This window comes from Kitasatospora sp. NPDC051984, assembly GCF_044593455.1.
Lineage (GTDB): Bacteria > Actinomycetota > Actinomycetes > Streptomycetales > Streptomycetaceae > Kitasatospora.
On sequence record NZ_JBIUCB010000005.1, the window covers coordinates 36,600 to 59,898 of the forward strand.

26 protein-coding genes are annotated in these 23,299 nt (G+C 72.7%); 14 read left to right on the plus strand and 12 right to left on the minus strand.

The window, feature by feature from the left end:
- Positions 1-63: 63 nt before the first annotated feature.
- The 8 genes from ACIHEI_RS11625 to ACIHEI_RS11660 all read right to left on the minus strand — a co-directional run bounded on the left by ACIHEI_RS11625 (position 64) and on the right by ACIHEI_RS11660 (position 7,505).
- Positions 64-462 carry a rhodanese-like domain-containing protein gene (locus ACIHEI_RS11625; protein ID WP_387635059.1) on the minus strand — a complete coding sequence of 133 codons (399 nt, stop codon included), beginning with the start codon at positions 460-462 and terminating at the stop codon, positions 64-66.
- Positions 456-956, minus strand: a complete 501-nt coding sequence (locus ACIHEI_RS11630) for a cysteine dioxygenase (RefSeq protein ID WP_396606453.1) — start codon at positions 954-956, stop codon at positions 456-458. Before ACIHEI_RS11630 ends, ACIHEI_RS11625 begins: the two co-directional genes overlap by 7 nt.
- Positions 957-1,355: 399 nt before the next feature.
- Positions 1,356-1,556: a hypothetical protein gene (locus ACIHEI_RS11635; protein ID WP_396606454.1), complete on the minus strand. Its 201-nt coding sequence runs from the start codon at positions 1,554-1,556 to the stop codon at positions 1,356-1,358.
- Complete coding sequence (locus ACIHEI_RS11640) at positions 1,553-1,939, minus strand: hypothetical protein (RefSeq protein ID WP_396606455.1); 387 nt, start codon at positions 1,937-1,939, stop codon at positions 1,553-1,555. Before ACIHEI_RS11640 ends, ACIHEI_RS11635 begins: the two co-directional genes overlap by 4 nt.
- A gap of 96 nt (positions 1,940-2,035) precedes the next feature.
- Positions 2,036-3,496 carry a sensor histidine kinase gene (locus ACIHEI_RS11645; RefSeq protein ID WP_396606456.1) on the minus strand — a complete coding sequence of 487 codons (1,461 nt, stop codon included), beginning with the start codon at positions 3,494-3,496 and terminating at the stop codon, positions 2,036-2,038.
- On the minus strand, positions 3,493-4,197 hold the full coding sequence (locus ACIHEI_RS11650; protein ID WP_396606457.1) for a response regulator transcription factor: 705 nt from the start codon (positions 4,195-4,197) through the stop codon (positions 3,493-3,495). Before ACIHEI_RS11650 ends, ACIHEI_RS11645 begins: the two co-directional genes overlap by 4 nt.
- A gap of 62 nt (positions 4,198-4,259) precedes the next feature.
- Complete coding sequence (locus ACIHEI_RS11655) at positions 4,260-4,688, minus strand: DUF4440 domain-containing protein (RefSeq protein WP_387635047.1); 429 nt, start codon at positions 4,686-4,688, stop codon at positions 4,260-4,262.
- 108 nt (positions 4,689-4,796) lie between these two features.
- Positions 4,797-7,505: a DUF6923 family protein gene (locus ACIHEI_RS11660; protein ID WP_396606458.1), complete on the minus strand. Its 2,709-nt coding sequence runs from the start codon at positions 7,503-7,505 to the stop codon at positions 4,797-4,799.
- Positions 7,506-7,717: 212 nt separating this feature from the next.
- On the opposite strand from ACIHEI_RS11660, the gene ACIHEI_RS11665 reads away from it, so the two are divergent.
- From ACIHEI_RS11665 to ACIHEI_RS11685, 5 genes are all read left to right on the plus strand, one after another.
- Complete coding sequence (locus tag ACIHEI_RS11665; RefSeq protein WP_396606459.1) at positions 7,718-8,086, plus strand: VOC family protein; 369 nt, start codon at positions 7,718-7,720, stop codon at positions 8,084-8,086.
- Positions 8,087-8,273: 187 nt separating this feature from the next.
- Positions 8,274-8,804: an RNA polymerase sigma factor gene (locus ACIHEI_RS11670; RefSeq protein WP_396606460.1), complete on the plus strand. Its 531-nt coding sequence runs from the start codon at positions 8,274-8,276 to the stop codon at positions 8,802-8,804.
- Positions 8,801-9,058 carry a hypothetical protein gene (locus ACIHEI_RS11675; RefSeq protein WP_396606461.1) on the plus strand — a complete coding sequence of 86 codons (258 nt, stop codon included), beginning with the start codon at positions 8,801-8,803 and terminating at the stop codon, positions 9,056-9,058. The genes ACIHEI_RS11670 and ACIHEI_RS11675 overlap by 4 nt, the downstream gene beginning before the upstream one ends.
- Positions 9,059-9,202: 144 nt before the next feature.
- Positions 9,203-10,144 (plus strand): terpene synthase family protein, encoded by a 942-nt coding sequence (locus ACIHEI_RS11680; protein WP_392944672.1) that lies wholly within the window; start codon positions 9,203-9,205, stop codon positions 10,142-10,144.
- Positions 10,145-10,311: 167 nt separating this feature from the next.
- Positions 10,312-10,593: a S26 family signal peptidase gene (locus ACIHEI_RS11685; RefSeq protein ID WP_396606462.1), complete on the plus strand. Its 282-nt coding sequence runs from the start codon at positions 10,312-10,314 to the stop codon at positions 10,591-10,593.
- Between the two features lie 6 nt (positions 10,594-10,599).
- Here ACIHEI_RS11685 and ACIHEI_RS11690 read toward each other — a convergent pair whose 3' ends face one another.
- Positions 10,600-11,130 (minus strand): NUDIX domain-containing protein, encoded by a 531-nt coding sequence (locus ACIHEI_RS11690; RefSeq protein WP_396606463.1) that lies wholly within the window; start codon positions 11,128-11,130, stop codon positions 10,600-10,602.
- Positions 11,131-11,267: 137 nt separating this feature from the next.
- Here ACIHEI_RS11690 and ACIHEI_RS11695 point away from each other — a divergent pair, with 137 nt between their 5' ends.
- Positions 11,268-11,534: a GlsB/YeaQ/YmgE family stress response membrane protein gene (locus ACIHEI_RS11695; RefSeq protein ID WP_387635029.1), complete on the plus strand. Its 267-nt coding sequence runs from the start codon at positions 11,268-11,270 to the stop codon at positions 11,532-11,534.
- A gap of 62 nt (positions 11,535-11,596) precedes the next feature.
- Here the strand turns inward: ACIHEI_RS11695 and ACIHEI_RS11700 are convergent, their stop codons facing one another.
- On the minus strand, positions 11,597-12,496 hold the full coding sequence (locus ACIHEI_RS11700; RefSeq protein ID WP_396606464.1) for an ADP-ribosylglycohydrolase family protein: 900 nt from the start codon (positions 12,494-12,496) through the stop codon (positions 11,597-11,599).
- Between the two features lie 546 nt (positions 12,497-13,042).
- Here ACIHEI_RS11700 and ACIHEI_RS11705 point away from each other — a divergent pair.
- Positions 13,043-14,290 carry a M20 family metallopeptidase gene (locus ACIHEI_RS11705; RefSeq protein ID WP_392944665.1) on the plus strand — a complete coding sequence of 416 codons (1,248 nt, stop codon included), beginning with the start codon at positions 13,043-13,045 and terminating at the stop codon, positions 14,288-14,290.
- Between the two features lie 106 nt (positions 14,291-14,396).
- Here the strand turns inward: ACIHEI_RS11705 and ACIHEI_RS11710 are convergent, their stop codons facing one another.
- Both ACIHEI_RS11710 and ACIHEI_RS11715 read right to left on the minus strand, forming a co-directional pair.
- Positions 14,397-15,803, minus strand: coding sequence for a M1 family metallopeptidase (locus ACIHEI_RS11710; protein ID WP_396606465.1), 1,407 nt, complete (start codon positions 15,801-15,803; stop codon positions 14,397-14,399).
- A 26-nt stretch (positions 15,804-15,829) separates the two neighbouring features.
- Positions 15,830-16,732, minus strand: a complete 903-nt coding sequence (locus tag ACIHEI_RS11715) for a M28 family peptidase (protein WP_396606466.1) — start codon at positions 16,730-16,732, stop codon at positions 15,830-15,832.
- A 156-nt stretch (positions 16,733-16,888) separates the two neighbouring features.
- Here ACIHEI_RS11715 and ACIHEI_RS11720 point away from each other — a divergent pair, with 156 nt between their 5' ends.
- The 7 genes from ACIHEI_RS11720 to paaE all read left to right on the plus strand — a co-directional run bounded on the left by ACIHEI_RS11720 (position 16,889) and on the right by paaE (position 23,288).
- Positions 16,889-17,605 (plus strand): response regulator transcription factor, encoded by a 717-nt coding sequence (locus ACIHEI_RS11720; protein ID WP_396606467.1) that lies wholly within the window; start codon positions 16,889-16,891, stop codon positions 17,603-17,605.
- Positions 17,595-19,424 (plus strand): sensor histidine kinase, encoded by a 1,830-nt coding sequence (locus ACIHEI_RS11725; protein WP_396606468.1) that lies wholly within the window; start codon positions 17,595-17,597, stop codon positions 19,422-19,424. The genes ACIHEI_RS11720 and ACIHEI_RS11725 overlap by 11 nt, the downstream gene beginning before the upstream one ends.
- Before the next feature lie 107 nt (positions 19,425-19,531).
- Positions 19,532-20,515 carry a 1,2-phenylacetyl-CoA epoxidase subunit PaaA gene (gene paaA / locus ACIHEI_RS11730; protein WP_387635009.1) on the plus strand — a complete coding sequence of 328 codons (984 nt, stop codon included), beginning with the start codon at positions 19,532-19,534 and terminating at the stop codon, positions 20,513-20,515.
- On the plus strand, positions 20,512-20,805 hold the full coding sequence (gene paaB / locus ACIHEI_RS11735; RefSeq protein WP_392944654.1) for a 1,2-phenylacetyl-CoA epoxidase subunit PaaB: 294 nt from the start codon (positions 20,512-20,514) through the stop codon (positions 20,803-20,805). The genes paaA and paaB overlap by 4 nt, the downstream gene beginning before the upstream one ends.
- 43 nt (positions 20,806-20,848) lie before the next feature.
- Positions 20,849-21,730, plus strand: coding sequence for a 1,2-phenylacetyl-CoA epoxidase subunit PaaC (gene paaC / locus ACIHEI_RS11740; protein ID WP_396606469.1), 882 nt, complete (start codon positions 20,849-20,851; stop codon positions 21,728-21,730).
- Positions 21,724-22,221 (plus strand): 1,2-phenylacetyl-CoA epoxidase subunit PaaD, encoded by a 498-nt coding sequence (gene paaD, locus ACIHEI_RS11745; protein ID WP_396606470.1) that lies wholly within the window; start codon positions 21,724-21,726, stop codon positions 22,219-22,221. The genes paaC and paaD overlap by 7 nt, the downstream gene beginning before the upstream one ends.
- The gene (paaE, locus tag ACIHEI_RS11750) at positions 22,221-23,288 is read left to right on the plus strand and encodes a 1,2-phenylacetyl-CoA epoxidase subunit PaaE (RefSeq protein WP_387634998.1); all 1,068 of its coding nucleotides are present in this window, start codon (positions 22,221-22,223) and stop codon (positions 23,286-23,288) included. Before paaD ends, paaE begins: the two co-directional genes overlap by 1 nt.
- Positions 23,289-23,299: the final 11 nt, after the last annotated feature.

Below are 23,299 nucleotides of genomic sequence, written 5' to 3' on the forward strand. Positions count from 1 at the left end.
CGATGGCCGAGCGAATAATCGAACACTGATCTGAATACGTCTGTCCGGCTTCCCATGAGCCGGTCACCGCAAACCTTGATCCACCGAACGGGTGGGCAGGCCGGCCGCAGCCCAGGCCACGAACCCGCCGTCCAGGTCGGTCGCCCTGAACAGGCCCAACTCCCGTAGCGAGGCTGCCGCGAGAGAGGAGGCGTAGCCCTCCGAGCAGACTACAATCCACGGCACGTCGTGTCCGGTTGCTTCGGGAATCCGGTGACTGCCCGTCGGGTCGAGACGCCACTCCAGCACGTTCCGTTCGATGATCAGCGCACCCGGAATCTCACCCTCCCGGGCACGCTGTGCGGCCGGACGGATGTCCACCAACCGTGCGCCGGCCGTCACCGCCGCCCACGCCTGCTCCGGCCCCGGCCGCTCGAGGCCCGCGCGGGCCCGCGCCACCAGCTGATCCACCGTCGTCACCACTGCTCCGGTCCTTCCGTCGCCGTGCGCACCAGGCCGCCGGCCCGCAGCTCGTACCGGGACATCTCGCTCAGCGGCGGCGAGTACGCGTGCAGCGTCACCGCCGGCCCCGGCGAGGTGTTGCGCACATCGTGCAGGTACTGCGGCCCGAACGCCCGCTCGGCGCCCGCCGTCAGCCGGCGCGAGGTCAGGCCGTGCTCCGGACCGGCCAGCGCCAGCTCCTCCAGCTCGCCCAGCGCCACCGTGAACGCCCCGCGCGAGCCGCCGTGGTCGTGGAACCCCGTCGACTGCCCCGGCAGCCAGCTGATCAGCCACACCTCGTAGTCCTGCGCCAGTTCCAGCCGCTCGTACCACCGGTCCTCGGCGGCCAGCCGCACCCGGTGCAGCCAGCGCTCCGGGCGTTCGGCCAGGTCGCGGACGATCCGGCGCAGCGCGTTCGGCGACAGCGGCGGGCGGGCGGGGGCATCGAGTACGGGGGCGGCCGGGACGGCTGGCATGGGTCTCCTCCGGGGAGTGCCGGGGCAGCCGTCGCCGGAGCTCGGCGGGCGGCTGGAAGGCAGGTGGGCGTACCGCCGGACGGGCGGATTCGGGGGGTGCTGCGTGGGATCGCGCGACGGCCCTGGCTCGACTCACAGGGGCGTGCGGAGGTTACCGAGGGAAGGTCAACAGGCACACATGTCGCTCGCCTGGCGTCGCAGATCGACGTGCAGGCGGCAGACCAGGAAGGTGCCGGGGTTCATGCCGCCGATGCTTCAGGACGCGGTGGCGGCGCGTCAAGTTCCGCCACGCTCTGATCGAATGCTGAGCACTTCTGTCTCGCCAGCCGAGAAAGCGGCAAAAAACCGGTGGCCCGCGCTCCGGGGAGAGCACGGGCCACCGGGGTTCTCGGGGTGGGTTCAGTTGTCCTGGCCGGCGTTCTCGTCGGCCTGGGCGGCGGCGCTGTCCGCCGCGTCCACCTTCTGCTGCATCTGCTGGACCTGCGAGCCGTCCGGCCCGTCGGCGGGCGCCGCGGTCGGGCCGCAGGCCGTCAGCAGGGCCGCCGAGGCCAGCGCGAGCGCGGCCAGTGCGGCGGCCGCGGCGGTGGGGCGACGGGTCACTTGGAGGCCGCCGGGGCGTTCTTCGCGCACCAGTCCGCGACCGACTTCAGGTCCGCCTTGCGGGTGTCCAGGGTCGACACCAGGCCGCGACGCGCCGTCAGGCGGTCGTTCAGGTACTTCTCGACCTCGGTGTGGCCGGCCTTCTTGGCGTTGTCCACCCGCTGCTCCAGGTGGGCGATCGAGCCGTTCACGCTCGCGTCACCGTGCAGCCGGGTGAGCGCCTTGTCGATCTTCTCCTCGGTCTTCGGCAGCCGCTTGCAGATCGACTTCGCCCCGTCGCCCTTCGGCGCCGACCCGTTCGCCGCCTGTGCGGGCCCCGCCGCCAGCAGCGCGCCCGCCAGTGTGAGCACTCCGGCCGCGGCGACCGTCCGGTTGATCCGCATGGCAGTCCCCTTCCCACTTCTCACGGCCGGACCGCCCGGCCGTGGACGCGACCGTACGGGGGCTTCTTGTGGAAACCCTGTGGAACGCCCGCCCGGTCAGGAAGCTGTCTCCGCCGGCTCCTCCGCCGCGGTCAACCAGGCGCGGGGAGCGGGGAGTTCGGGCGCGGGGGCGTGCTCGCGGAGCAGCGGGAGGCGGAGGTCGAGGCGGCAACCCGGGGGATCGGGGCGGGTGGTGGCGGTGACGGAGCCGCGGTGCAGGGCGGTCTGTTGGGCGACCAGGGTGAGGCCGAGGCCGGAGCCCGGGCTGTCCGGGCGGCGGTGGAAGCGGTGGAAGACGGCGGCGCGTTCGGCGGGCGGGATGCCCGGGCCGCGGTCGTCGACGGTGAGGTGCGCGGCGCCGCCCTCGATCCGCAGCCGGACGTCCACCTCGGCGGGCCGTTCGGCGGTGCGGCCGTGCACGGCGGCGTTGCCGAGCAGGTTGTCGAGCAGGATGCGCAGGCCCGCCTCCCAGCCGAACACCCGTACCTCCGAAGGGAGTTCGGTGCGGAAGACGGCCCCCGGGTGGCGGCGGCGGGCCTGCTCGACGGCGGCGTCGACCAGCTCGGCGAAGTCCACCGGGGCGAACGCGGAAACCTCCACCAGGTCTCCCCGGGCGAGCGTGGACAGGGCGCTCAGCAGGTCCACCGTGCGGGCGTGGTCCTGCTGCAACTCGGCCAGGATCTCGGCGCGTTCGGCCTCCGGCAGGTCCGGGTGCGTGGAGAGGATGTCCAGGTTGGTGCGCAGGCTCATCAGCGGGGTGCGCAGTTCGTGCGAGGCGGCGGAGGAGAACGAGCGCGCGGTGTCCAGGGCCTGTGCGGTGCGGGCCGCCTGCTCGTCGTACCGGGACAGCAACAGGGCAATCGCACCGGAGAGTTCGTCCACCTCGGCGGTGCCCGTGCGGGAGTGTGCGAACACCGCGTGCCCGGTCCGCGGGTCCAGCACGGCCGCCCGGCGGCCCAGCCGGCGCAGCGGCAGGGTGGCGCGTTCGGCCAGTGCGAAGGCGATCAGGCCGGAGAGCGGCGCCGCCACCAGCGCCACCAGTAGCACCCGCTGCCGCACCGCCCGCAGTTCCTCGGCCGGCTGCCCGGCCGGGGAGAGCACCCACAGCGTGCCGGTGGTGTCCCCGCTGTTCAGCTTCACCGTCAGGACCCGCCAGGCGTTGCCCCGCTCGTGGACCGTCACGGTGCCGGCGGCGGGCAGCAGTTGGGGATCGTCGGGCTGTGATCCGGCCGCCAGCAGGACGGAGCCGTCGGCGGTCGTGACGCGGACGCCCGCGTCCAGGGCGGCGTCGAGCAGCTTGCGCTGCTGGTTCTGCTCGGCCTTCGGCCTGCCCTTGCTGCCGGCGGCCAGCAGGGCGCGGGCGTTCGGGAGCAACGCGGCGGCGCGGTCGCCCAGTTGGGCGTCCTGGCGGCGGTGCAGGTCGGCGTTGACCAGTGGCAGCAGCAGGGCCGCGGCGGCGGTCACCAGCAGCGGCACCAGCAGCGCGGCGCCGAGCGCGATCCGGGTGGAGAGCTTCAACGCGCGCCGCCCTCACCGGAGTCGGGGACGCGCAGGACGAAGCCGACGCCGCGCACGGTGTGGATCAGGCGGGGCCGCTGCCCGGACGCCTCCAGCTTCCGGCGCAGGTAGGAGACGAAGGTGTCGACGGCGTCGCTGCGGACGTCGAAGTCGTAGCCCCAGACCCGGTCCAGCAGCAGTTCCCGGGAGAGCACGATGCCCGGGTTGCGGGCGAACTGGGTGAGCAGCTCGAACTCGCGCCGGGTGAGCCGGAGTTCGTCGTCCTCCCAGAACGCCTCGCGGGTCTCCGGGTGGATCCGCAGCGGGCCCACCCGGAGCAGGCCGGAGGGCTGGGGCGGCCGGCGGCGCAGCAGGGCGTGCAGGCGGAGCACCAGCTCCTCGAGGGCGAACGGCTTGACCAGGTAGTCGTCCGCCCCGGCCTGCAACCCGGCCACCCGGTCGGCGAGTTCGTCCAGCGCGGACAGCATCAGCACCGGGGTGTCGTCGCCGCGGGCCCGCAGCGTCCGGCACACCTCGGTGCCCGCCAGGCCCGGCAGGCCCACGTCGAGCACCACGACGTCCGGTGGCGCGTCCGTGAGTTGTGCGAGCGCGCCGGGCCCGTCCGCGGCGAGCGCCACGGCGAAACCGCTCAGCCGCAACCCCCGCTCCAGACTCCGCCGGATCGCCGCGTCGTCGTCCACCACCAGTACCCGCCCGACCATCCTGGCCACCTCCGGGACGACTGTGGCACAGGCCCGCCGCGGCCCCGGACCCGGGGACGGGACTACGGCTGCGGATCGTCGTCCCAGGCGAAGGCCGTGATGCGCCAACCGTCGGGGGTGCGGGCGAACTGCATGGTCTTGGTGCCGCCGCCTTCGTAGCGTTCGCCGTCGAGCAGGCCGGACTTGCGGTACTCGAGCATGCGGCTGGCGACGGAGCCGGCGATCTCGGTGTTCTCGCTGGTCTCCCACTCGTGGAACTCGGTCAACCGGCCGCTGGAGAACAGGAGTTCGCGGGGTTCGATGAACTCTTCGAGGGTGAGGGTGAGGTACCGGGGCGCGGTGATCACGATGATGCTGCCGGGGAGCATCAGGCGGCGCAGCCGGGCGACGTCGGCGGGGCGGCCGTCGCGGTTGTCGAAGGCGTCGAAGAACTCGGCGGTGAGGCGGTCGAGTTCGGCCTTCACCTCGGGGTGCGGAAGCGGGAGCGACATGCGCCGAACAGTAACATTTTACTGTCCCTGGTGGGTGAAATACCGGGGGCGGGCCCGTCGTTGAGACGGACCCGCCCGGTCGATCAGTCAGTGGTCAGCGGTCGGAGGTCAGTGGCGCTGCCCCTTCCGGCGCCACCAGAGCAGTCCGCCACCGATGAGCAGCAGCAGGCCGGCAGCGACCGCGGCCGGGACGGTGAGGTCCGAACCGGTCTCGGGCAGGCGCTCGTGCTCGCCCTTCTCACCCTTGTGGTGGGGCTTGCTGGGCTTGGGCTTCGGGGTCGGGCTGGGCGACGGGCTGACGACCGTCGTCTCGGTGGCGCAGGTGCCGGCGCAGGTGCCGTCGTCGCCGGGGGTGGCCAGGTTGCGCAGGACCATGTTGCCCGTGTCGGGGTCGTTGACGGTCACGCTGTAGGTGATGGTGGTGCTCGCGCCGACTGCCAGCGGGCCGGACCAGGTCAGGAGGTCACCGGTGACGGTCGCGCCGTTGGTGGCGTCGTTGTTGTAGGTGGCGTCGTCCAGGACGTCGGCGAGGTTGTCGGTGAAGGAGGCCGGGTCGGCGTCGGTGAAGTCCGAGCCGCCGGTGTTGGTGACGGTGACGGTGTAGGTGACCTTGTCGCCCGGGTCCGCCGTGTTGGTCGAGACGGCCTTGGAGACGGTGAACGCCGCGGGCGGGATGACCGGGGTGCTGGTGGTGCAGTCGGCCGCCGTGGTGCAGTGGCCGAAGTGGTCGGGCGCGGCCAGGTTGGTCAGCTTGGCGCCGGCCGGGACGTCCTGGTCGGCCGTGACCGAGTAGGTGACGATCACGCTGCCGCCGACCGGCACGCTCAGGTCCCAGGTCAGCGTGTCGCCGGTCAGGGTGCCGCCGTCGCTGGCGTCGTTGTTGTACGTGGCGTTGTCGAGGACGCCGGTCAGGTCATCGGTGATGTGCACCGCGGGCGCCGAGCCGGGGCCGTTGCCGAACGGGACGTCGCCGGTGTTGGTGACGGTCAGCGCGTAGGTGACGATGCCGCCGGGGGCGACCGAGGTCGGCTCGGCGCTCTTGCTCAGCGAGTACTCGGCGACGCGCGTGACCCGCGAGCAGATCTCCGCACAGTGGCCGGTGGCGCCGGGGACAGCCGCGTTGCGCAGCACGTGGTCACCGGTGCCCGGGTTGTTGACCACCACCTCGTAGGTGACGACGTGGGTCTCGCCCACGGCCAGCGGGCCGGACCAGGTGATGCTGCCGTTGACGGACTGGGCGCCACCGGTGAGGGACGCCGGGTCGAGCGTCGCGTCGTCCAGCACGTCGGTCAGGTTGTCGGTGAACGACGCCGGGTGGGCCGCCGGGTAGTCGATCAGCCCGGTGTTGTGGATGGTGACGGTGTACTTCACCCGGTCACCGGGGCCGGCGAAGTTCGGGGCCTCGATCGAGGCGTTCTTGGAGATGGAGAACGAGGGTTCGCCCGTGCCGCCGGTGCCGCCGGTGCCGCCGGTGCCGCCGGTGCCGCCGGTGCCGCCGGTGCCGCCTGTGCCGCCGGTGCCGCCTGTGCCGCCTGTGCCGCCTGTGCCGCCAGTGCCGCCTGTGCCGCCTGTGCCGCCGGTGCCGCCGGTGCCGCCTGTGCCGCCTGTGCCGCCGGTGCCGCCTGTGCCGCCCGTGCCGCCTGTGCCGCCCGTGCCGCCGGTGCCGCCCGTGCCGCCCGTGCCGCCGGTGGAGGTCGAGGTGTTGTTGGAGAGGTTCGGGTTCGACTCGTTGCCGATGATCTCAGTGGTGTTGCTGATCCCGTCGGTGGTGCAGTCGGTGCCCGCCTCGGCCGGCGCGGTGCCGGTCACCACGATGCCGGTGTGGCTCCCGTTGGCGAGCGGGGCTCCCGCGCACTCCAGGAAGTGGTGGCCGTCCGGGTCCACGGTGATGGTGCAACCGTCCGTGGGGGTGGTCGGGTTGAGCACGGTGCCCGGCAGTTCGTCGTTGACGATGAAGCCGGAGGAGTCGCCGGGCCCGTGGTTGGTCACCGTGAGGGTGTAGGTCAGCGTCTGGTTGGGGCTCCAGTCGGTGGGCCCGGACTTGGTGATCCCCAGGTCGACGGGCAGACCGGGGTAGGAGGCGCCGTCGTTCTGGGTGGAGGCGGGGCCGGGGGTGGACGAGACGAGGATCGCCGACGGGGTCGCGGAGCCCGGGTTCACCAGCTTGAGCTGGAAGACCCTGCCAGTGACATTGTCGGAGATGCCGATGTTGCCGTTGCCGTACACCCACTGGGCGCCGAACGGGTCGGTGGGCAGCTTGGGTGCGGCGAAGTTGATGACCTCGCCGGTGGTCGGGTTGATCCGGTAGATCCGGTTGGTCGGCCCGTACACGCCCCAGATGTAGCCCTGCGTGTGGACGAAGTCCGACAGGTTCGGCACGTCGGCGTTCAGCGCGATGTGGGTCGTGGTGTGGGTGACCACGTTGACCGCGTACAGGTTGCGGTCGGTGACGGCCAGGCGGACGTACAGCAGGTCGCTGGTGGCTCCCTCGCCGAAGGTGCCCTGGTTGTAGTTGGCCGCGTTCGACGGCAGACCGACCTGGCCGAGGTTGGTGGCCGCGCCGTCCTGGCCGATCCGCACCAGGCCGTTGTTCTCGTTGATCGCGTACAGGAACATGTCGGCCAGGTGGAAACCCATGGCGTTGTAGCCGAATGCGGCGGTGCCCTGCTTCACGAAGACGATCTGACCCGGACCCTGCACCGCCTCGTACAGCGTCGTGGGCTCGCCGCGGGCCGGGCCCTGTGCGACGAACACCAGGGCAGGGCCCGCCGGGAACGGGTCGCCCGGTGCCGCTTGGGCCTGCTGAGGCCCCAGCATCGGGAGACTGGCGGCCGCCAATCCGCCTGCAACGATCAATCCGACCCACCATCGACGCGCCATTGCGGCCGTCCTCCGTTCGCTGTTCGGGAATGCCGGGATCGTAGGCTGGCGAATCAATATAAAACGGGCATTTCGGGCCGAACGGGGGCATGTCGGCAGAGCGTAAATGCCGTTGCGGGCAGGCGATATGGAGGGTGACGATTTGTCATATGAGCTCTGTAATTCGTCATGTGACCATTGACTGCCTCGACCCCTACACCCTCGGCTCCTTCTGGGCGCAGGTGCTCGAACAGCCGCTGCAGCCCGAGGACTTCCCCGGAGACCCGGAGGCGCTGATCGCGGGCGCGAACCTGCTGTTCATCAGGGTGCCGGAGGCCAAGGCCGGCAAGAACCGGCTGCACGTCGACCTCCAGCCGCAGGACCGAACCCGGGACGAGGAAGTCACCCGGCTGCTCGGCCTGGGCGCGACGCTGGTCGACGACCGGCGCAACGCCGACGGCACCGGCTGGGCCGTGCTGGCCGACATCGAGGGGAACGAATTCTGCGTGGAGCGCAGCAAGGCCGAACGCGAGAACTGAGACGGGCCGGGGCGATCGGGGCTGAATCCTTTTCGGCGGCCGCCCCCTCTTACGGGCACACGTACCGGCGGACGGCCGCCGGACACGACAGCTCGGAGGAACCTCATGGTGGTGGCCATCGCCATCGGCGCCGGCGCGGTACTGCTGTGCACCTGCGTCCTCGTGCTCAAGTCGAAGCGGGGCAAGCGTGGTTGAGACGTCCTGGCCGCCCGAGGAAGTGATAGCCGCGGCCCGCTGCGGCGACCCCGAGTCGATCGACGCGCTGGTGGCGGGCGCCCACCCCACGGTGCGGCGGTTCGCCCACTCGCTGTGCGCCAGCCCCGAGGACGCGGAGGACGCCGCGCAAGAGGCGCTGATCATCCTCTACCGCCGGATCGGCATGCTGCGGGCCACCGGCGCGCTCGCCTCCTGGCTGTTCCGGATCGTCCGCAACGAGTGCCTGCGGCGGGTCCGCCCCGCACCGGCCGCGCCCGAGGCGCCGGCCGGGGAGGCGGACTCCGCCGAGCAGGAGGCGCTGCGGCGGCTGGACACCGAACGGGTCGCCGCGGCGATCGCCGCGCTGCCCGCCGACCAGCGGCGGGTGCTGATCATGCGTGACCTGCAGGGGTACGGCGGCCGGGCGGTCGCGGAGGCGCTCGGGCTGAGCACCGCCGCGATGAAGTCCCGGCTGCACCGCGCCCGGGCCGCCGTCCGGGCCGAACTCGCAGGCCCCCGATGAGCCGGCCCGGCGACTTCGCCAGCGCCACCCTGACACGTCATCTGATGCGCGGCGGCCTCGGGTTCGGCGCGATCGTCGTCGGATTCGCGCTGCTCCCGGTGGCCGGACCTGTCTCCCTGCTGCTGGCGCCGCTCGGGCTGGTCGCGCTGCGCGGCTGCCCGATGTGCTGGGCGATCGGCCTGGCGCAGACGCTCTCCCGGGGACGGCTGCGACGGGCGTGCCACGACGGGCAGTGCACGCTCCGGCGGAGCTGACACCGAGGCGCCGGGCGCATGATCGGATGAACGGGTGGATCGGCCGGGCGGGGGAACGGCCGCCGGTTCTGCACCGCAACTCGGGGGCGTTCGACCAGACTTCGTCACGTCGAACGCCCCCGAGCGGCGGAGGAACCAGCCGTCATGAGCCCAGCCAGCGCGTACCTCGCACCGACCGGGCCGATGGCCGAACTGCTCGCCCGGACACCCCTGTTGACGCCGCACCCGCACACCGACGCGCTGCGCGCCGAGATCGCGCACTGGCTCACCGGCACCGGCGTCCTGGACGCGGCCGCCGCCGCCCGCTGCCTCGACCGGGGACACCTGGACCTCGCCGCCCGCAGCTGGGGCGACGTCCCCGCCGGGCCCGGACTGCGGGCCGCCACCAAATGGCTGGTGCTGACCCGGATCCTCGACGAGCACATCGAACTGGACGAACCGGGCGACACGGCCCGGCGGACCGTCGGCGCACTCCGGGCACTGACCACCGGCGGCCAGGTACCGGCCGTGCGGAGCGAGGACGGCTCCGCGCTGGTGCGGGCGTTCGAGGGGCTCTGGCGGGACAGCGCGACGCTCGCCGGACCCGACTGGCAGAACCGCTGCGGCGCCGACTTCCGGTCCCACCTGGACAGTTCACTCGCCCGGCTGGGCGCCGGGCCGAGCGTCCCGACCGTCCCGCAGTACCTGACCCAGTACGGCCGCGACGGCGCGGTACGGTGCGCCGCCCACTGGGTGGAACTCGCCCACGGCCTCGACCTCCCCGAGCAGTTGTACCGCCACCCGCAGCTCGCCGACCTGTTGGCGCGCTTCCAGCACCTGGTCTGCTGGATCGGCGACCTCGGCGCCGGGAGCGGGATGGTGCGCGCCCTGGAGGTGCACCGCGGACTGTCGCCGCACACCGCCGCCGCGCGGGTCGCCGAGCTGTGCGCCGCCGAGCTCACCACCCTGGAGTTCCTCGCCGACGGCCTCGCCCGCGGCTCCCACTGGCCCACCCAAGCCCGCCGCCACGCCCGGGGGTTGGTCCGCCACGTGCACGCGCTGATCCACTGGACGGCGACCGCGACGGGTCACGCACAGGAGATTTGACAGAAGATCATTTGAACCGTCACGCTCACCGCCACACGGGGCCGGTCGGTGAGGGGGCGAACGATGGTGCCGGCGCGAATGCGCAGACACTGGTGGCGAGTTGCGCTCGGGGTGCTCGGGGTGCCGGCGGTGTCGTTCGCTGCCGCCCTGACGGCCAGTGGTTCCGCGTGGACCTGCCCACCGGGCGCGGCCAGGACCGGCCCGCCAGCCCCTGCTGCTCCGCCGACGGCCGCGGGCAGGCGACCGCGGCGGCCCAACTCGTCCCGCCCGGCAAGCTGTTCGTCATCGGCGACCACTCCGAGGTGGCGGAGGACTCCCGCGCCTACGGCTGGGTCGACGAGGCCGCGGTGACCGGCCGGGTCGGCTGGGTCGTTCTGCCACTGCTCGGCAACGGCCCGCTGCCCTACGACGCCGGCCTGGTCGCCGTAGATCCGCCGCCCGGGAGTTGACCGCCGTCAGGCGGCCTCGTCGAGCAGCAGCGCGAGCACCCCGACCAGGGTGGCGCTGCTGACGATCTCGCGGCGGGCCACCAGGGCGCGCAGCTCGGACAGCGGGACCCACGCGATTCGGTCGGACTCGTTCTGTTCGGTGGGCGGGCCGGTGAACTCGGCCGGTTCGGCGCGGAACACGAAGTGCTCGGAGTCGGTGATGCCCGCGGCCGGCTGGGCGTAGATCAGCGGGCGTACGTCCGACACCCGCCAGCCGGTCTCCTCCAGCGCCTCCCGGGCCGCCGCGGCCGCCGGGTCCTCACCGGCCTCCACCAGGCCCATCGGCAGTTCCCACGCCCAGGTGTCGGTGATGAACCGGTGCCGCCACAGCATCAGCACCTCGGCACGGTCGTTCACCACCGCCGCCACCGCGAGATGGCGCAGCTTCACCACGTGGTGCTCGAAGCGCTGCCCGTCCGGCAGTTCGACATCCGCGACCCACACGTTCAGCCACGGGTCCTGGTACACCGGGCGCTCCCCGTACACCTTCCACCGCACCCCGCCACCCCTTTCGTCCCCCGGACGCTACCGCACCCCGCGCGCGCCGCGGCCGGAACCGAACGGTTGCGCCAGTCGTCCTTGTGGAGGAGAAGCGCGACGGGATTGGCCCTCGTGGCGAAGGGCAGGAGAACGGCATGGGCATCGTCAGTTGGATCATCCTTGGGCTCCTCGCCGGAGCCATCGCCAAGCTGCTGCTCCCCGGCAAGGACCCGGGCGGCATCGTCATCACCACGCTGATTGGGATCGCCGGCTCGTTCATCGGCGGGTGGCTCTCCTCGAAGTTCCTGCACAAGTCGATCAACGTGCACTTCTTCGACCTGCCCACGTGGATCTCCGCGATCGCCGGCGCCCTCGCCCTGCTCATCGTCTACCGGCTGCTGTTCGGCAGGTCACGCGACTGACGCGGCGTCAACACGGTGCCCCGGCGAGCTGGTTGCTCAGCGGGGCATTCGCGTGGTGCGGGTCAGAGCGGCGGCAGGGGCTCCTGCGCGGCCGACCAGGCGGCCGGGACGCCGGCCAGGCCGGTGCGGGCGCCGACCACGCCGGCGGCGACGGCGCAGGTGGTGTCCATGTCTCCCCAGCCCGCGACGGTGTGCCAGAGGGTCTCGACCAGATCGTCCGGGTGACCGGCGGCGGACCAGAGCGCGAACGGGACGGTGTCCTGCGCCGAGACCAGGTGGCCGGAGCCCAGCACCACCGCGGCATGCCGGATGCTGGTCTCCGCCGGGAGGCGGGCGGCGATCCGCAGGCCGGACCGCACCTCGGACTCCGGCAGCAGCGCCGCCACCTCCTGAAGGAAGTCGGCCCGGGGAGCCGCCGCACCGCCGCGCGAGCGGACCGCCAGCGCCGCGGCCAGTGCGACCGCCTGCGCGCCCGCCACCGCCTCCGGGTGCGCGTGGGTGGCCCGGGCGGAACGTTCGGCCTGCGCGGCGACCACCGCCAAGTCGTCCGCGAACCACGCGCCGAGCGGCGCCACCCGCATCGCCGCGCCGTTCCCGTGCGAGCCCTGCCCGCCGAACAGCGCGCCGGTGACCGCGAGATGGTCCTCGCCCGCGTGCACCGCGCGCAGCACCTGGTGCATCGACGGCCCGTACTTGCGGTGCGGCACCGCCATGTACTCCCGCGCGAACTCCCTTGCCAGCGCGGCCGGTTCGACCTCGCCGCGGTCGCGCAGGTGGCGCACCAGGACGAGCGCCATCGCCGTGTCGTCCGTCCAGTGCCACGGCCCGGGCCTGGTCAGCCGGCCCGCGACCTCCGCCGACGCCTCGTCCACCGGCGGGTGGAACCAGCGATCACCGAAGGCATCGCCCAGCGCCAGACCGTGAAGGCTGTCGAGGGCGGGCGGCGGGACGGGGGACAACATGGCGACTCCTCGCGGGGGCGGGTGAACGTCACCGATTCTGGCTGCTCGGCGGGCCGCCCGGCGAACCGATTTCCTGGAGACGGATCCGGTGTCACCCTCGGACGGGGGTTCGCTCGATCGTGGGCGATTCGCGCTGCCGATTCGCCCCCGCGGGTCCAAGGTGGGAGACGGACGCGCTCGGAAACCGCGTCCCGCTCGCCGTGCCAGGCCCGGGTTCTGCGGCCGTTCCACGGCCTTGACGACGGGTGGAGCGACGAGTGCGCGGACGGTGGGCACCTCGCCGGGAGCTGATCGAATCTTCTAGGCTCGCTTCCCGGTCCCTGCCGAGGCGCCCGTCCGTGCCGAGGAACAGAGACCGACGTCCCCGGACCCCGGGCCGAGCCGGGGTCGCGGACCGAGCGAGGAGGACGCAGTGCTGCCCAGTCCCAGGTCGAATCGGACACCACGACCCAGCCCGAAACGGTCCAGCCCGAAGCCGCAACAGATTCCCGCGACGCCCGTCCCGGCCATACCTCCCAGTGCCCCGCGCCCCACCGGGGGTGAACGGTGAGCCGCCATACCGTGGCCCCCGAGCCACATCCCGCCACCCCCACGGCCGACGAACTGCCCGTAGCGGCACCAACGTTGGCCACCGCCGCACTACCGGGCCTGCCCCACACCCTGACCAGCAGGGCCCGCACCCTCACCGCCGCCGTCCGCAAGCGCTGCGCGGACCTCGCCCGGATCGAAACCCCGTCCGGCGACGCGCCCCGGCTGAACACCCTCGCCGAAGAACTCGCCACCGGCTACGCCGCCACCGGCGCCACCGCCACCCGCGAGAACTGCGCCCACGGAGACCACCTGGTACTCGACTGGCCCGGCCGGCACGAAGAACTCCCGCACCTGCTGGTGGTCGGCCACCACGACACCGTCTGGCCCGTCGGCACCCTCACCGACTGGCCCGTCGCGGAACAGGACGGGCGCCTCACCGGCCCCGGCATCCTCGACATGAAGGGCGGACTCGCCCTCCTCGAAGGCGCGTTCGCGCTCCTCGCCGACCTCGGCCAACGCCCGCACCGACCCGTGCGGATGATCGTGGTCTCCGACGAGGAGATCGGCAGCCCCGACGGCCGCCGCCTCGTCGAACGGCACCTGCGCGGCGCCGCCGCCGTCCTCGGCCTCGAACCCGGCCACCCCGACGGCCGCCTGAAGACCGCCCGCCGCGGCTCCACCCGGGTCCGGCTCACCGTCACCGGACGCGAGGCACACGCCGGCAACGACGCCGCCGAGGGCCTCTCCGCGATCGACGAACTGGTCGACCAACTGATCACCGTCCGCGGCCTGGGCCGACAGCCCGGCACCGAACTCAACACCGGACGCATCGACGGCGGCACCCGCGCCAACGTCGTCGCCGGCCGCGCCCAGGCCGAGATCGGGCTGCGGTTCGACACCACCGAAGCCCAGCGCCGCACCCTCGACACGCTCGCCCACCTGACCGCGAACCGGCCCGGCGCGAACGTCCGCACCGAGGTGCTGTCCTCCCGGCCCACCTGGCCCGAGCGCACCGCGAATCCGCTGCTGCGGCACGTCCGCTCACTCGCCGCGGCGCTCGGCCAGCACCTCGACGGGGCGCCCGCGGGCGGGGCGGGGGACACGAATCTCGCCGGCGCGAGGGGTCTTCCGACCCTGGACGGCCTCGGCGCGGTGGGGGCCGGGCCGCACGCGCGGCACGAGCACCTGCGGATCGACCAACTGGGGTCGCGGATCGCTCTGTTGGCGGCGCTGTTGGCTGTGCCGTTGCCTCGGCTGCGGTGAGACCGGGGGCGCGGGGAGAGCTGCGCGAGCTGGTGGGTGACCGATCAGGGGCGCTGGAGGTACCCCCGGCGCCCCTGGTGGTGCTCGGTGCTCTTCCCGGATTTCGTTACTGGGGCAGCGTGGCCAGGGTGCCTGGGTAGAGGTACTGCTTGGCGGGGAGCGTCGTTCCGTGGGCCCAGGCGTCGAAGAAGCCCTTGAGGTCCTGGCCGGACACCTGTGCGGCCAGGACCTCGAACTGCGGGAACGAGGCGTTGCCGTAGGCGTGGTCGGTGGTCCAGCGGCGCAGGGTGGTGAAGAAGGCGTCGTCGCCGACCGTGCGGCGCAGGGCGTGCAGCATCAGGGAGCCCTTGAAGTACAGGGCGGCGGCGAGTTCCTTGCCCGCGCCGGGGTCGTAGAGCCTGGTGGACCAGAAGGAGGGGTTGTCCTTGTTGTCGGCGAGCATGGCGGCGTAGAAGCCGGTGTCGAGGTTGCCGCCCTTGTGCTCCTCCCACAGCTGGTTGGCGTACTGGGCGAAGCACTCGGCGATGCAGCCGTCGCGCCAGTCGGTGAACGAGACGCTGTCGCCGAACCACTGGTGGGCGTTCTCGTGGACGACCGACGAGTCGAAGATGGCCCCGCTGTAGGTCGGCCGGCTCTGCGTCTCCAGATCCAGCGGGCCGGGGCGCGGATTCGTGGGCATGCCGACCACGATCGCGCCCGCGGAGGAGAACGGGTAGGGGCCGAACTTCGAGGCCAGGAAGGCCAGGATGTCCTGCTGTTCGGCCTCCGCGGCCGGGTCGATCGTGACGTCCGGGCTGTAGGCCGTGATGATCGGTGTGCCGTCGGGCAGTTGGGCGCGGTGGACGGTGAAGCGGTCGATGGCGACGGTGCTGAGGTACGTCGCCATCGGGCGGTCCTCGTTCCAGCGGAAGGTCGTGGTGCCGTTGGCGGTGGTGGTCGGCCCGGGCCGGCCGTTGCCGATGGCGGTCCAGCCGTCGGGGACGGTCGCGGTGAGGGCGAAGGTGGCCTTGTCGGACGGGTGGTCGTTGGACGGGTACCAGGAGGTTGCGGAGTGCGGTTCGCCCGTGACGTTCGCGCCGCCGTCGGCCAGCGTGTGCCAGCCCTCGGCGTCGGGCGTGCCCGCGTACTTCACCCGGACGGTGAAGGTGGCGCCCCCGGCGAGCGGCCGGGCCGGGACGATGTTCAGCTTGTGCTCGCCGGAGCGCGAGAACGACCGCGCCGGTGCGCCGTTCACGCTGACCGAGGCGACCGTGAAGCCCTTCAGGTCGAGGCTGAGGCGGTCCAGCGTGCGAGTCGCCCGGGCGGTGACGGTCGTGTCGCCGTCCAGGTGGTCCGTGCGGGCCGGGTCGTAGGCGATCCGGACGTCGTAATGCCCGACGTCGTAGCCGGAGTTGCCGTCGTCGGGGAAGTACGGGTCGATGCCGCCGGTCGCCGCCGAGGCGGGCAGGGCGGTCACGGCGACGCCGAGGGCGGTGGCGATCGCGAGGGCGGTGGCGGTCCGTCGAGTGCGCATATGGGCTTCCTGGGGTGTCGCGTCGGTCAGGGACGGGTGGCGGCGAGCTGCCAGAGCACGCCGATCAGGGCGTTGGTGCTGGTGGTCTCGGTGGCCGGATCGACGTTGGCGAGGGTGTCGCACGCCTGGTGGATGCAGTCCGAGATGCCGGTGCTGAAGCCGGAGGACGGGATGCCGGCGTTGCCGAACGACTCGTTGTCCGACCCGCCGATGCCGATGTCGAAGGTGGCGTGCCCGCGGTCGGCGAACCAGGAGGCGAAGGCCTGCCCGGCCGCCTCGTCGGCCTGCGGACCGTCCTGCACCACGAGCCACTGCTGGGTGTTCCGGCTGCCCGTCTGGTCGAAGTTGAGGTAGAGGTCGATCGCCTTGCGGTCGTCGGCGGACAGGCCGTTGACGTAGTCGGCGGAGCCGACCAGTCCGGCCTCCTCCGCCCCCCACCAGGCGAACCGCAGGTGCAGGGCGGGCTTGAGCCGGGCCTTGGCGACCTGGAGGGCGGTGGTCAGCACGGTCGCCGAACCGGAGCCGTTGTCGTTGATGCCCGGGCCCACCGGGACGCTGTCCAGGTGGGCGCCGGTGAGCAGCACGTGGTTCGGGTCGCCGCCCGGCCAGTCGGCGATCAGGTTGTAGCCGGCCCTGCCGTCGTGGTCGAAGCGGCGGAGCTCGGTGCGGAACCCCGCCCGGTCCAGCGCGTTCCGCACGTACGACACCGACTCCGCGTACCCCCGGGTGCCGTGCGCGCGCTTGCCGCCGTTGCGGTCGGCGATCTGCTGCAGGGCGCTCAGGTGCGGCATCACGTCCCGCTCCGAGACGGTCGGGGCGGCCGCGGCGGCCACACCCTCGGCAGGTGCGGCCGCGGCGACCGCGGACAGGGCCAGGGCCACGCCGAGCAGCCGGGTGGCGAGGAGCGACGGGCGGAGGGAGGACTTCACGCGGAGGCCTTTCGGAGCGGTACCGGGGCTCGCCCCGGCGGACTCCGCCACACTGGCCGGTCCGTGTCAGGAAGTTGTCAGGAACCGGTGGGGAAGCAGTGGGCCGTGACGTGACGTCAGATCGGCCCCCCGAGCAGGCGTTCTACGATCATCGGCATGTGCGCACACGTCGTCGTCGCCGAGGACGATCCCAAACAGGCCGACCTCGTCCGCCTGTACCTGGAACGCGAAGGGCACCAGGTCGTCGTCGTCCACGACGGCCGCGCCGCCCTGCGCGAAGCCCGCCTCGGACCGGCCCAACTCCTGGTCCTGGACGTCATGATGCCCGTGCTGGACGGCCTCGACGTCTGCCGGGCCCTGCGAGCCGAGTCCGACCTGCCGGTGCTGATGCTCACCGCCCGCACCGCCGAGGACGACCTGCTGCTCGGCCTCGGCCTCGGCGCCGACGACTACCTCACCAAGCCCTACAGCCCCCGGGAACTCGTCGCCCGGGTCCGCGCCCTGCTGCGCCGCCGCGCCCCCGCCGCCCCGCCCCGGGACACCGCGACGCCACCGGGCGCGCTGAGCGCCGGAACCCTGACCGTCGACCCGCTGCGCCACGAAGTCACCGCCCACGGACAGCCCGTCAACTGCACGCCCGGCGAGTTCCGGCTGCTGGAGGTACTGGCCGCCCAGCCGGGCCGGGTCTTCACCCGGGCCCAACTGCTGCAACACCTGCACGGCATCGACCGGTACACCACCGCCCGCACCGTCGACACCCACGTGATGAACCTGCGCCGCAAGATCGAACCGCACCCGCAGCGCCCCACCGTCCTGCTGACGGTGTACGGCATCGGCTACAAGCTCGCGGAGGTGCCGCGCGTTGCCCCGTGACACCCCGCTGCGCCGCAGCCTGACCGCCCGACTGCTCGCCCTCTCCGCGCTGGTGTCGCTCTGCTCCATCGCCGCCACGGCCTGGCTGGCCGCCCGCACCACCACCGGCGCGATCAAACAGGAACAGACCCAGGCCATCGCCGACCACACCCGGATCTACCGGCAACTGCTCGGCTACGCCGCGACCCACCCCGACTGGAACGACGCCCAGGACACCGTGCGGCAACTCGCCGCCGCCACCGGGCAGCGCATCGTCCTCGCGACCCCGCGCTTCGAACCGGTCATCGACTCCGCGGCCCCGGCCCCCGACCCCGCCGCCCTGCCCCGCACGCCCACCACCATCGTCGACCCGCTCTCCGTCGACCTCGCCATGCTGCCCGACGCCCCCGGCGACCGGATCGACGCACGCGCGGTCGGCCCGTTCCGGCTGACCCCGGGGGAGTACCAGGCGCTGCGCAACGAACTCGAGCAGCAGGCCGACTGCATGCGCACGGTGCTCGGCGTCGACGCGACCGTCACCGACGACCTCGCCGGGCGGCCGCAACTGCGCACCGCCAACGGCTCCGTCCTCGGCCGGCGCTGCGCGACGCCCATGGTGGCCAGCGCCCCCACCCGCACCGACATGGCGGCCCTCGCCGACCTCACCGCCCTCGCCAACGCCTGCCTGGCCCGCCAGCAGCTCGGACCCGTCACCCTGTCGCTGGGGCCGGACGGCGCCCCGGTCAGCAACGCCCGCCCGGACCAGCCGACCTCGGCGTGCCTCACCAACGCCCGCCGGCAGCAGCTCGTCCAGTACGTGGCGCCGCCCATGCTGCTGTTCGTCGGCACCCCGGCCGACACCGCCGGTCCCGCACCCGTCCTGACCGCCGCCCATCCCGGACGGGTCACCGAGGTCTCCGCCGTGGTGCTGGTGGTGACCGTGGCCGTCACGGTGACGGTCGGACTGCGGCTCTCCAGGCCGCTGCACGCACTCACCCACGCGGCCCGGCGGATGGCCGACGGAGACCTCTCGGCGCGGGTACGGGTCACCGGCCGCAACGAGATCTCCGGACTCGCCGCCGCCTTCAACGCCATGGCGGAGCGGCGCGGACAACTGGAGGAACTGCGCAAGGCCATGGTCGGCGACATCGCGCACGAACTCCGCACCCCGCTGAGCAACATCCGCGGCTGGCTGGAGGCCGTCGAGGACGGCGTCGCCACCGCCGACCGGGCCCTCACCGGCTCCCTGCTCGAAGAGGCCATGCTGCTCCAGCACCTCATCGACGACCTGCGGGACCTCGCCGCCGCCGACGCGGGCGAACTGACCCTGTTCCGCGAACCCGTCGACGTCGACGAACTGTTGACGCAGGTCGCCAACGCGCACGGCGCGCAGGCACAGGCGTCCGGGGTGACGCTGGCCGTCGAACCGGCCGCCGATGCCTCGGAGGTCTTTGCCGACCCGGTGCGGCTGCGGCAGGCCGTGGGGAACCTGGTCTCCAACGCCGTCCGGTACACCCCCGCGGGCGGCACCGTCACCCTGCGGGTCCGGGCCGAGAGCGACGCCGTGCTGATCGAGGTCGCCGACACGGGTAGCGGCATCGCCGAAGCGGACCTGCCGCTGGTCTTCGAACGCTTCTGGCGCGCCGAGAGGTCACGCAGTCGGCGCAGCGGGGGCAGCGGGCTCGGCCTCGCCATCGTCCGCAAGATCGCCGAGCTCCACGACGGCGGCGTCCAGGTGGCCAGCACGCCGGGGGCGGGCTCGGTGTTCACGGTCCGGCTGCCGCTCGAGGGCGCGAAATCAGGCTCGCGCGAGCTGGCGGGCAGGCATCCGGGGGCGTAGGGGGTACCCCCAGCGCCCCCGGATTCGCACCCGCCTGCGCTCTCCCGGTATGCGCACCCGCTGCCCTTTCCCTCCATGCTTGTCACGAGGTCCCCCATGCGTACAGAATGGAACCGACCGAACGGTCAGTCGGGAGGTGGGTGGTGGAGGCGAGCGCGGAAGCGCAGTCGCGGTTCGAGGCGGTGATCGCCAACGAACAGCGCGTGGAGCCCCGGGACTGGATGCCCGAGGCGTACCGGGCGACCCTGGTGCGGCAGATTGCGCAGCATGCCCACTCGGAGATCATCGGGATGCAGCCGGAGGGCAACTGGCTGACCCGGGCGCCGTCGCTCAGGCGCAAGGCGATCCTGTTGGCGAAGGCGCAGGACGAGGCCGGGCACGGGCTGTACCTGTACGCGGCGGCGGAGACCCTGGGCGTGGACCGGGCCGAGCTGACCGAGAAGCTGATCGACGGGCGGCAGAAGTACTCGTCGATCTTCAACTACCCGACGCTGACGTTCGCGGACGTCGGCGTGATCGGCTGGCTGGTGGACGGCGCGGCGATCTGCAACCAGGTCCCGCTGTGCCGGTGCAGTTACGGGCCGTACGCGCGGGCGATGGTGCGGATCTGCAAGGAGGAGTCCTTCCACCAGCGGCAGGGCTACGAGTTGCTGATGACGCTGATGGCCGGCACCGAGGCGCAGCAGCGGATGGTGCAGGACGCGGTGGACCGATGGTGGTGGCCGTCGCTGATGATGTTCGGCCCGCCGGACGGGGCCTCGCCGAACAGCGAGCGGTCGATGGCATGGCGGATCAAGCGGCACAGCAACGACGAGCTGCGCCAGCGCTTCGTCGACATGACCGTCCCGCAGGCCGAGCACCTCGGCGTCACACTGCCGGACCCGGCGCTCGCCTGGAACGAGGAGCGCCGCAGCTGGGACTTCGGCGAGCCGGACTGGTCGGAGCTGATGCAGGTGATCAAGGGCCAGGGCCCGTGCAACGCGCAGCGGATCGACCGGCGGCGCGCCGCCCACGAGGACGGCGCCTGGGTGCGTGAGGCGGCGTCGGCGTACGCGGCCAAGCGCGGGCAGAGGAAGGGGAGTTCGGAATGAGCGGGGAGCGATCGTCCTGGCCGCTGTACGAGGTGTTCGTACGGCCCCGGCGCGGACTGAACCACGTCCATGTGGGGTCGCTGCACGCGGCCGACGACAGGATGGCGCTGCTGGCGGCGCGGGACCTGTACACCCGGCGCAACGAGGGGGTGAGCCTGTGGGTGGTCCGCTCGGACGCGATCACCGCGTCCAGCCCGGACGAGCAGGACCCGTTCTTCGCGCCGAGCGGCGACAAGGTGTACCGGCACCCGACGTTCTATCCGATCCCCGAGGACGTTCCGCACATCTGACGCGGAGCTGATCCACCGTCAACTACTGGGCAGGGAAGGCGACATGACCGACGACCACGTGTACCTCTCACTGGCCGACGCCGCCGGGGAGCCGGACGGCGAGGCCCGCTGGGCCTACGGCACGGGGTTCGCCGATCCGCTGCTGGGCGTGGACGCCGCGCCGCCGCCGGGCATCGACCCGGCGGACCTCGCGGCGTACTGCCTGATGCTGGGCGACGACGCGCTGGTGCTGTCCCAGCGGCTGATCCAATGGATCACCCGGGCACCGGAGTTGGAGGAGGAGGTGGCGCTCGCCAACCTCGGCCTCGACCTGCTCGGACAGGCCCGCCGACTGCTCACCCGGGCCGGGCAGCTGGACGGCACCGGCCGCGGTGAGGACGAACTCGCCTACTGGCGCGAGGACTTCGAGTACCGCAACGTCCGCCTCGTGGAGCTGGAGAACGGCGACTTCGCGCAGTGCGTGGCCCGGCTGCTGATGTTCGCCACCGCCCGCGAGGAGCTGTACCGCCGCCTGGCCGGGCACGCCGACCCGGTGCTGGCCGCCGTCGCGGCCCTCGGCGTCAAGGAGTTGGCGTACCACCGGGAGTACGCGCAGTCCTGGGTGCTGCGGCTCGGCGACGGCACCGCGTACTCGCGGGAGCGGATGCAGGCCGCGCTGGACGCGCTGTGGCCCTGGCTGGACGAGCTGTTCACCCCGCACGAGGTCGAACTGCGGCTCGGCGTCGACCCGTTCGAGCTGCGCGAACCCGTACTGGCAAGCCTGGCAGCGGTGTTGGGGGAGGCCACACTGAGCGTCCCGGAGGCCGCGCCGCGGGCGTACGTGAACGGCCGGGCCGGGCGGCACGGCGTGCACACCGAGGCGCTCGGCCCGCTGCTGGCCGAGCTCCAGGTGGTGGCCAGAGCGCACCCGGGGGCGACATGGTGACCACCGTCGAACGGGCCAGGGAGGTCGCGGCCGCGGTGCCCGACCCCGAACTGCCCATGCTCACCCTGGAAGACCTCGGCATCCTCGCCGACGTCGAGGAGCACGACGGGACGATCACCGCCTGGCTCACACCCACCTACTCCGGCTGCCCCGCGGTCGCCGAGATGGCCGGCGACGTGGCCCGGCGGCTGCGCGCGGCCGGCTTCGAGCAGGTTGAGGTGCGGCTGCGGATCGACCCGCCGTGGTCCAGCGACCGGATCAGCGAGGAGGGCCGCCGGAAGCTGGCCGAGTCGGGCATCGCCCCGCCGGTCCTCGGGGCGCGGCCCGTGGTGGCCTCGCTGACACTCGGCCCGACCCGGCTGGCCGTGCACTGCCCGCAGTGCGGCTCCACCGACACCGAGGAACTCTCCCGGTTCGGCTCCACCGCCTGCAAGTCCCTGTGGCGGTGCCGCAGTTGCCGCGAACCCTTCGACCGGATCAAGGAGATCTGATGGCCGCCCGCCGCCCGCAGTTCCACATGCTGCCGATCGGCAACCTGGAACGGCTCTGCGAGGACGCCGTCGCGGTGACCTTCGACGTACCGCCCGCGCTCGCCGAGGAGTTCACGTTCCGGCCCGGGCAGACGCTCACGCTGCGCCGGATCGTCGACGGGGTGGACGAACGCCGCTCCTACTCGCTGTGCTCGCCCGTCGGCGGGCCACTGCGGATCGCCGTCCGCGAGGTGCCCGGCGGGCTGTTCTCGCACTGGCTGGTCGACCAGGCCGCGATCGGCGAGATGGTCGAAGTCCTGCGCCCCAGTGGGACGTTCACCGCCGACCCGGCCGAACCCGGCGAGCACGTGCTGATCGCCGCGGGCTCCGGCATCACCCCGATGGTGTCCATCGCGGGCTCCGTGCTGGCCGGCCACCCCGACTCGCGGGTCACCCTGCTGTACGGCAACCGGCGCAGCGACACGGTGATGTTCGCCGACGAGCTCGCCGACCTGAAGGACCGCTACCTCGACCGCTTCCAGCTCGTCCACGTGCTGTCCCGGGAGAGCCGGGACGCCGAACTGCTCAGCGGCCGGCTCGACGCGGACCGGGTGAAGGCGCTACTGGAGGCGCTGGTGGACGTCCCCGAGGTCGACCACTGGTGGCTGTGCGGGCCGTTCGGGCTGGTGACGGACGCCAAGCAGCTTCTGGCCGAACTCGGCGTCCCCGCCGGGCGGGTGCACCAGGAACTGTTCCACGCCGAGGACGAACGGGCCGAGGAACGACACCTGGAACCCGCGCCCGACGCCGACGCCAGCGAGGTCACCCTCGTCCTCGACGGCCGCTCCAGCACACTCGCCCTGCCGCGCGACCGCGCCATCCTGGACGGCGCCCAACGCGCCCGCCCCGACCTGCCGTTCGCCTGCAAGGGCGGCGTCTGCGGCACCTGCCGCGCCCTGCTCTGCGAGGGCAAGGTCGAGATGCGCCGCAACTTCGCGCTGGAGGAGTCCGAACTGGCCGCCGGCTACATCCTCACCTGCCAGGCCCGGCCGGTCTCCGACCAGGTCACCGTGGACTACGACCGGTAACTGCCGTCAGA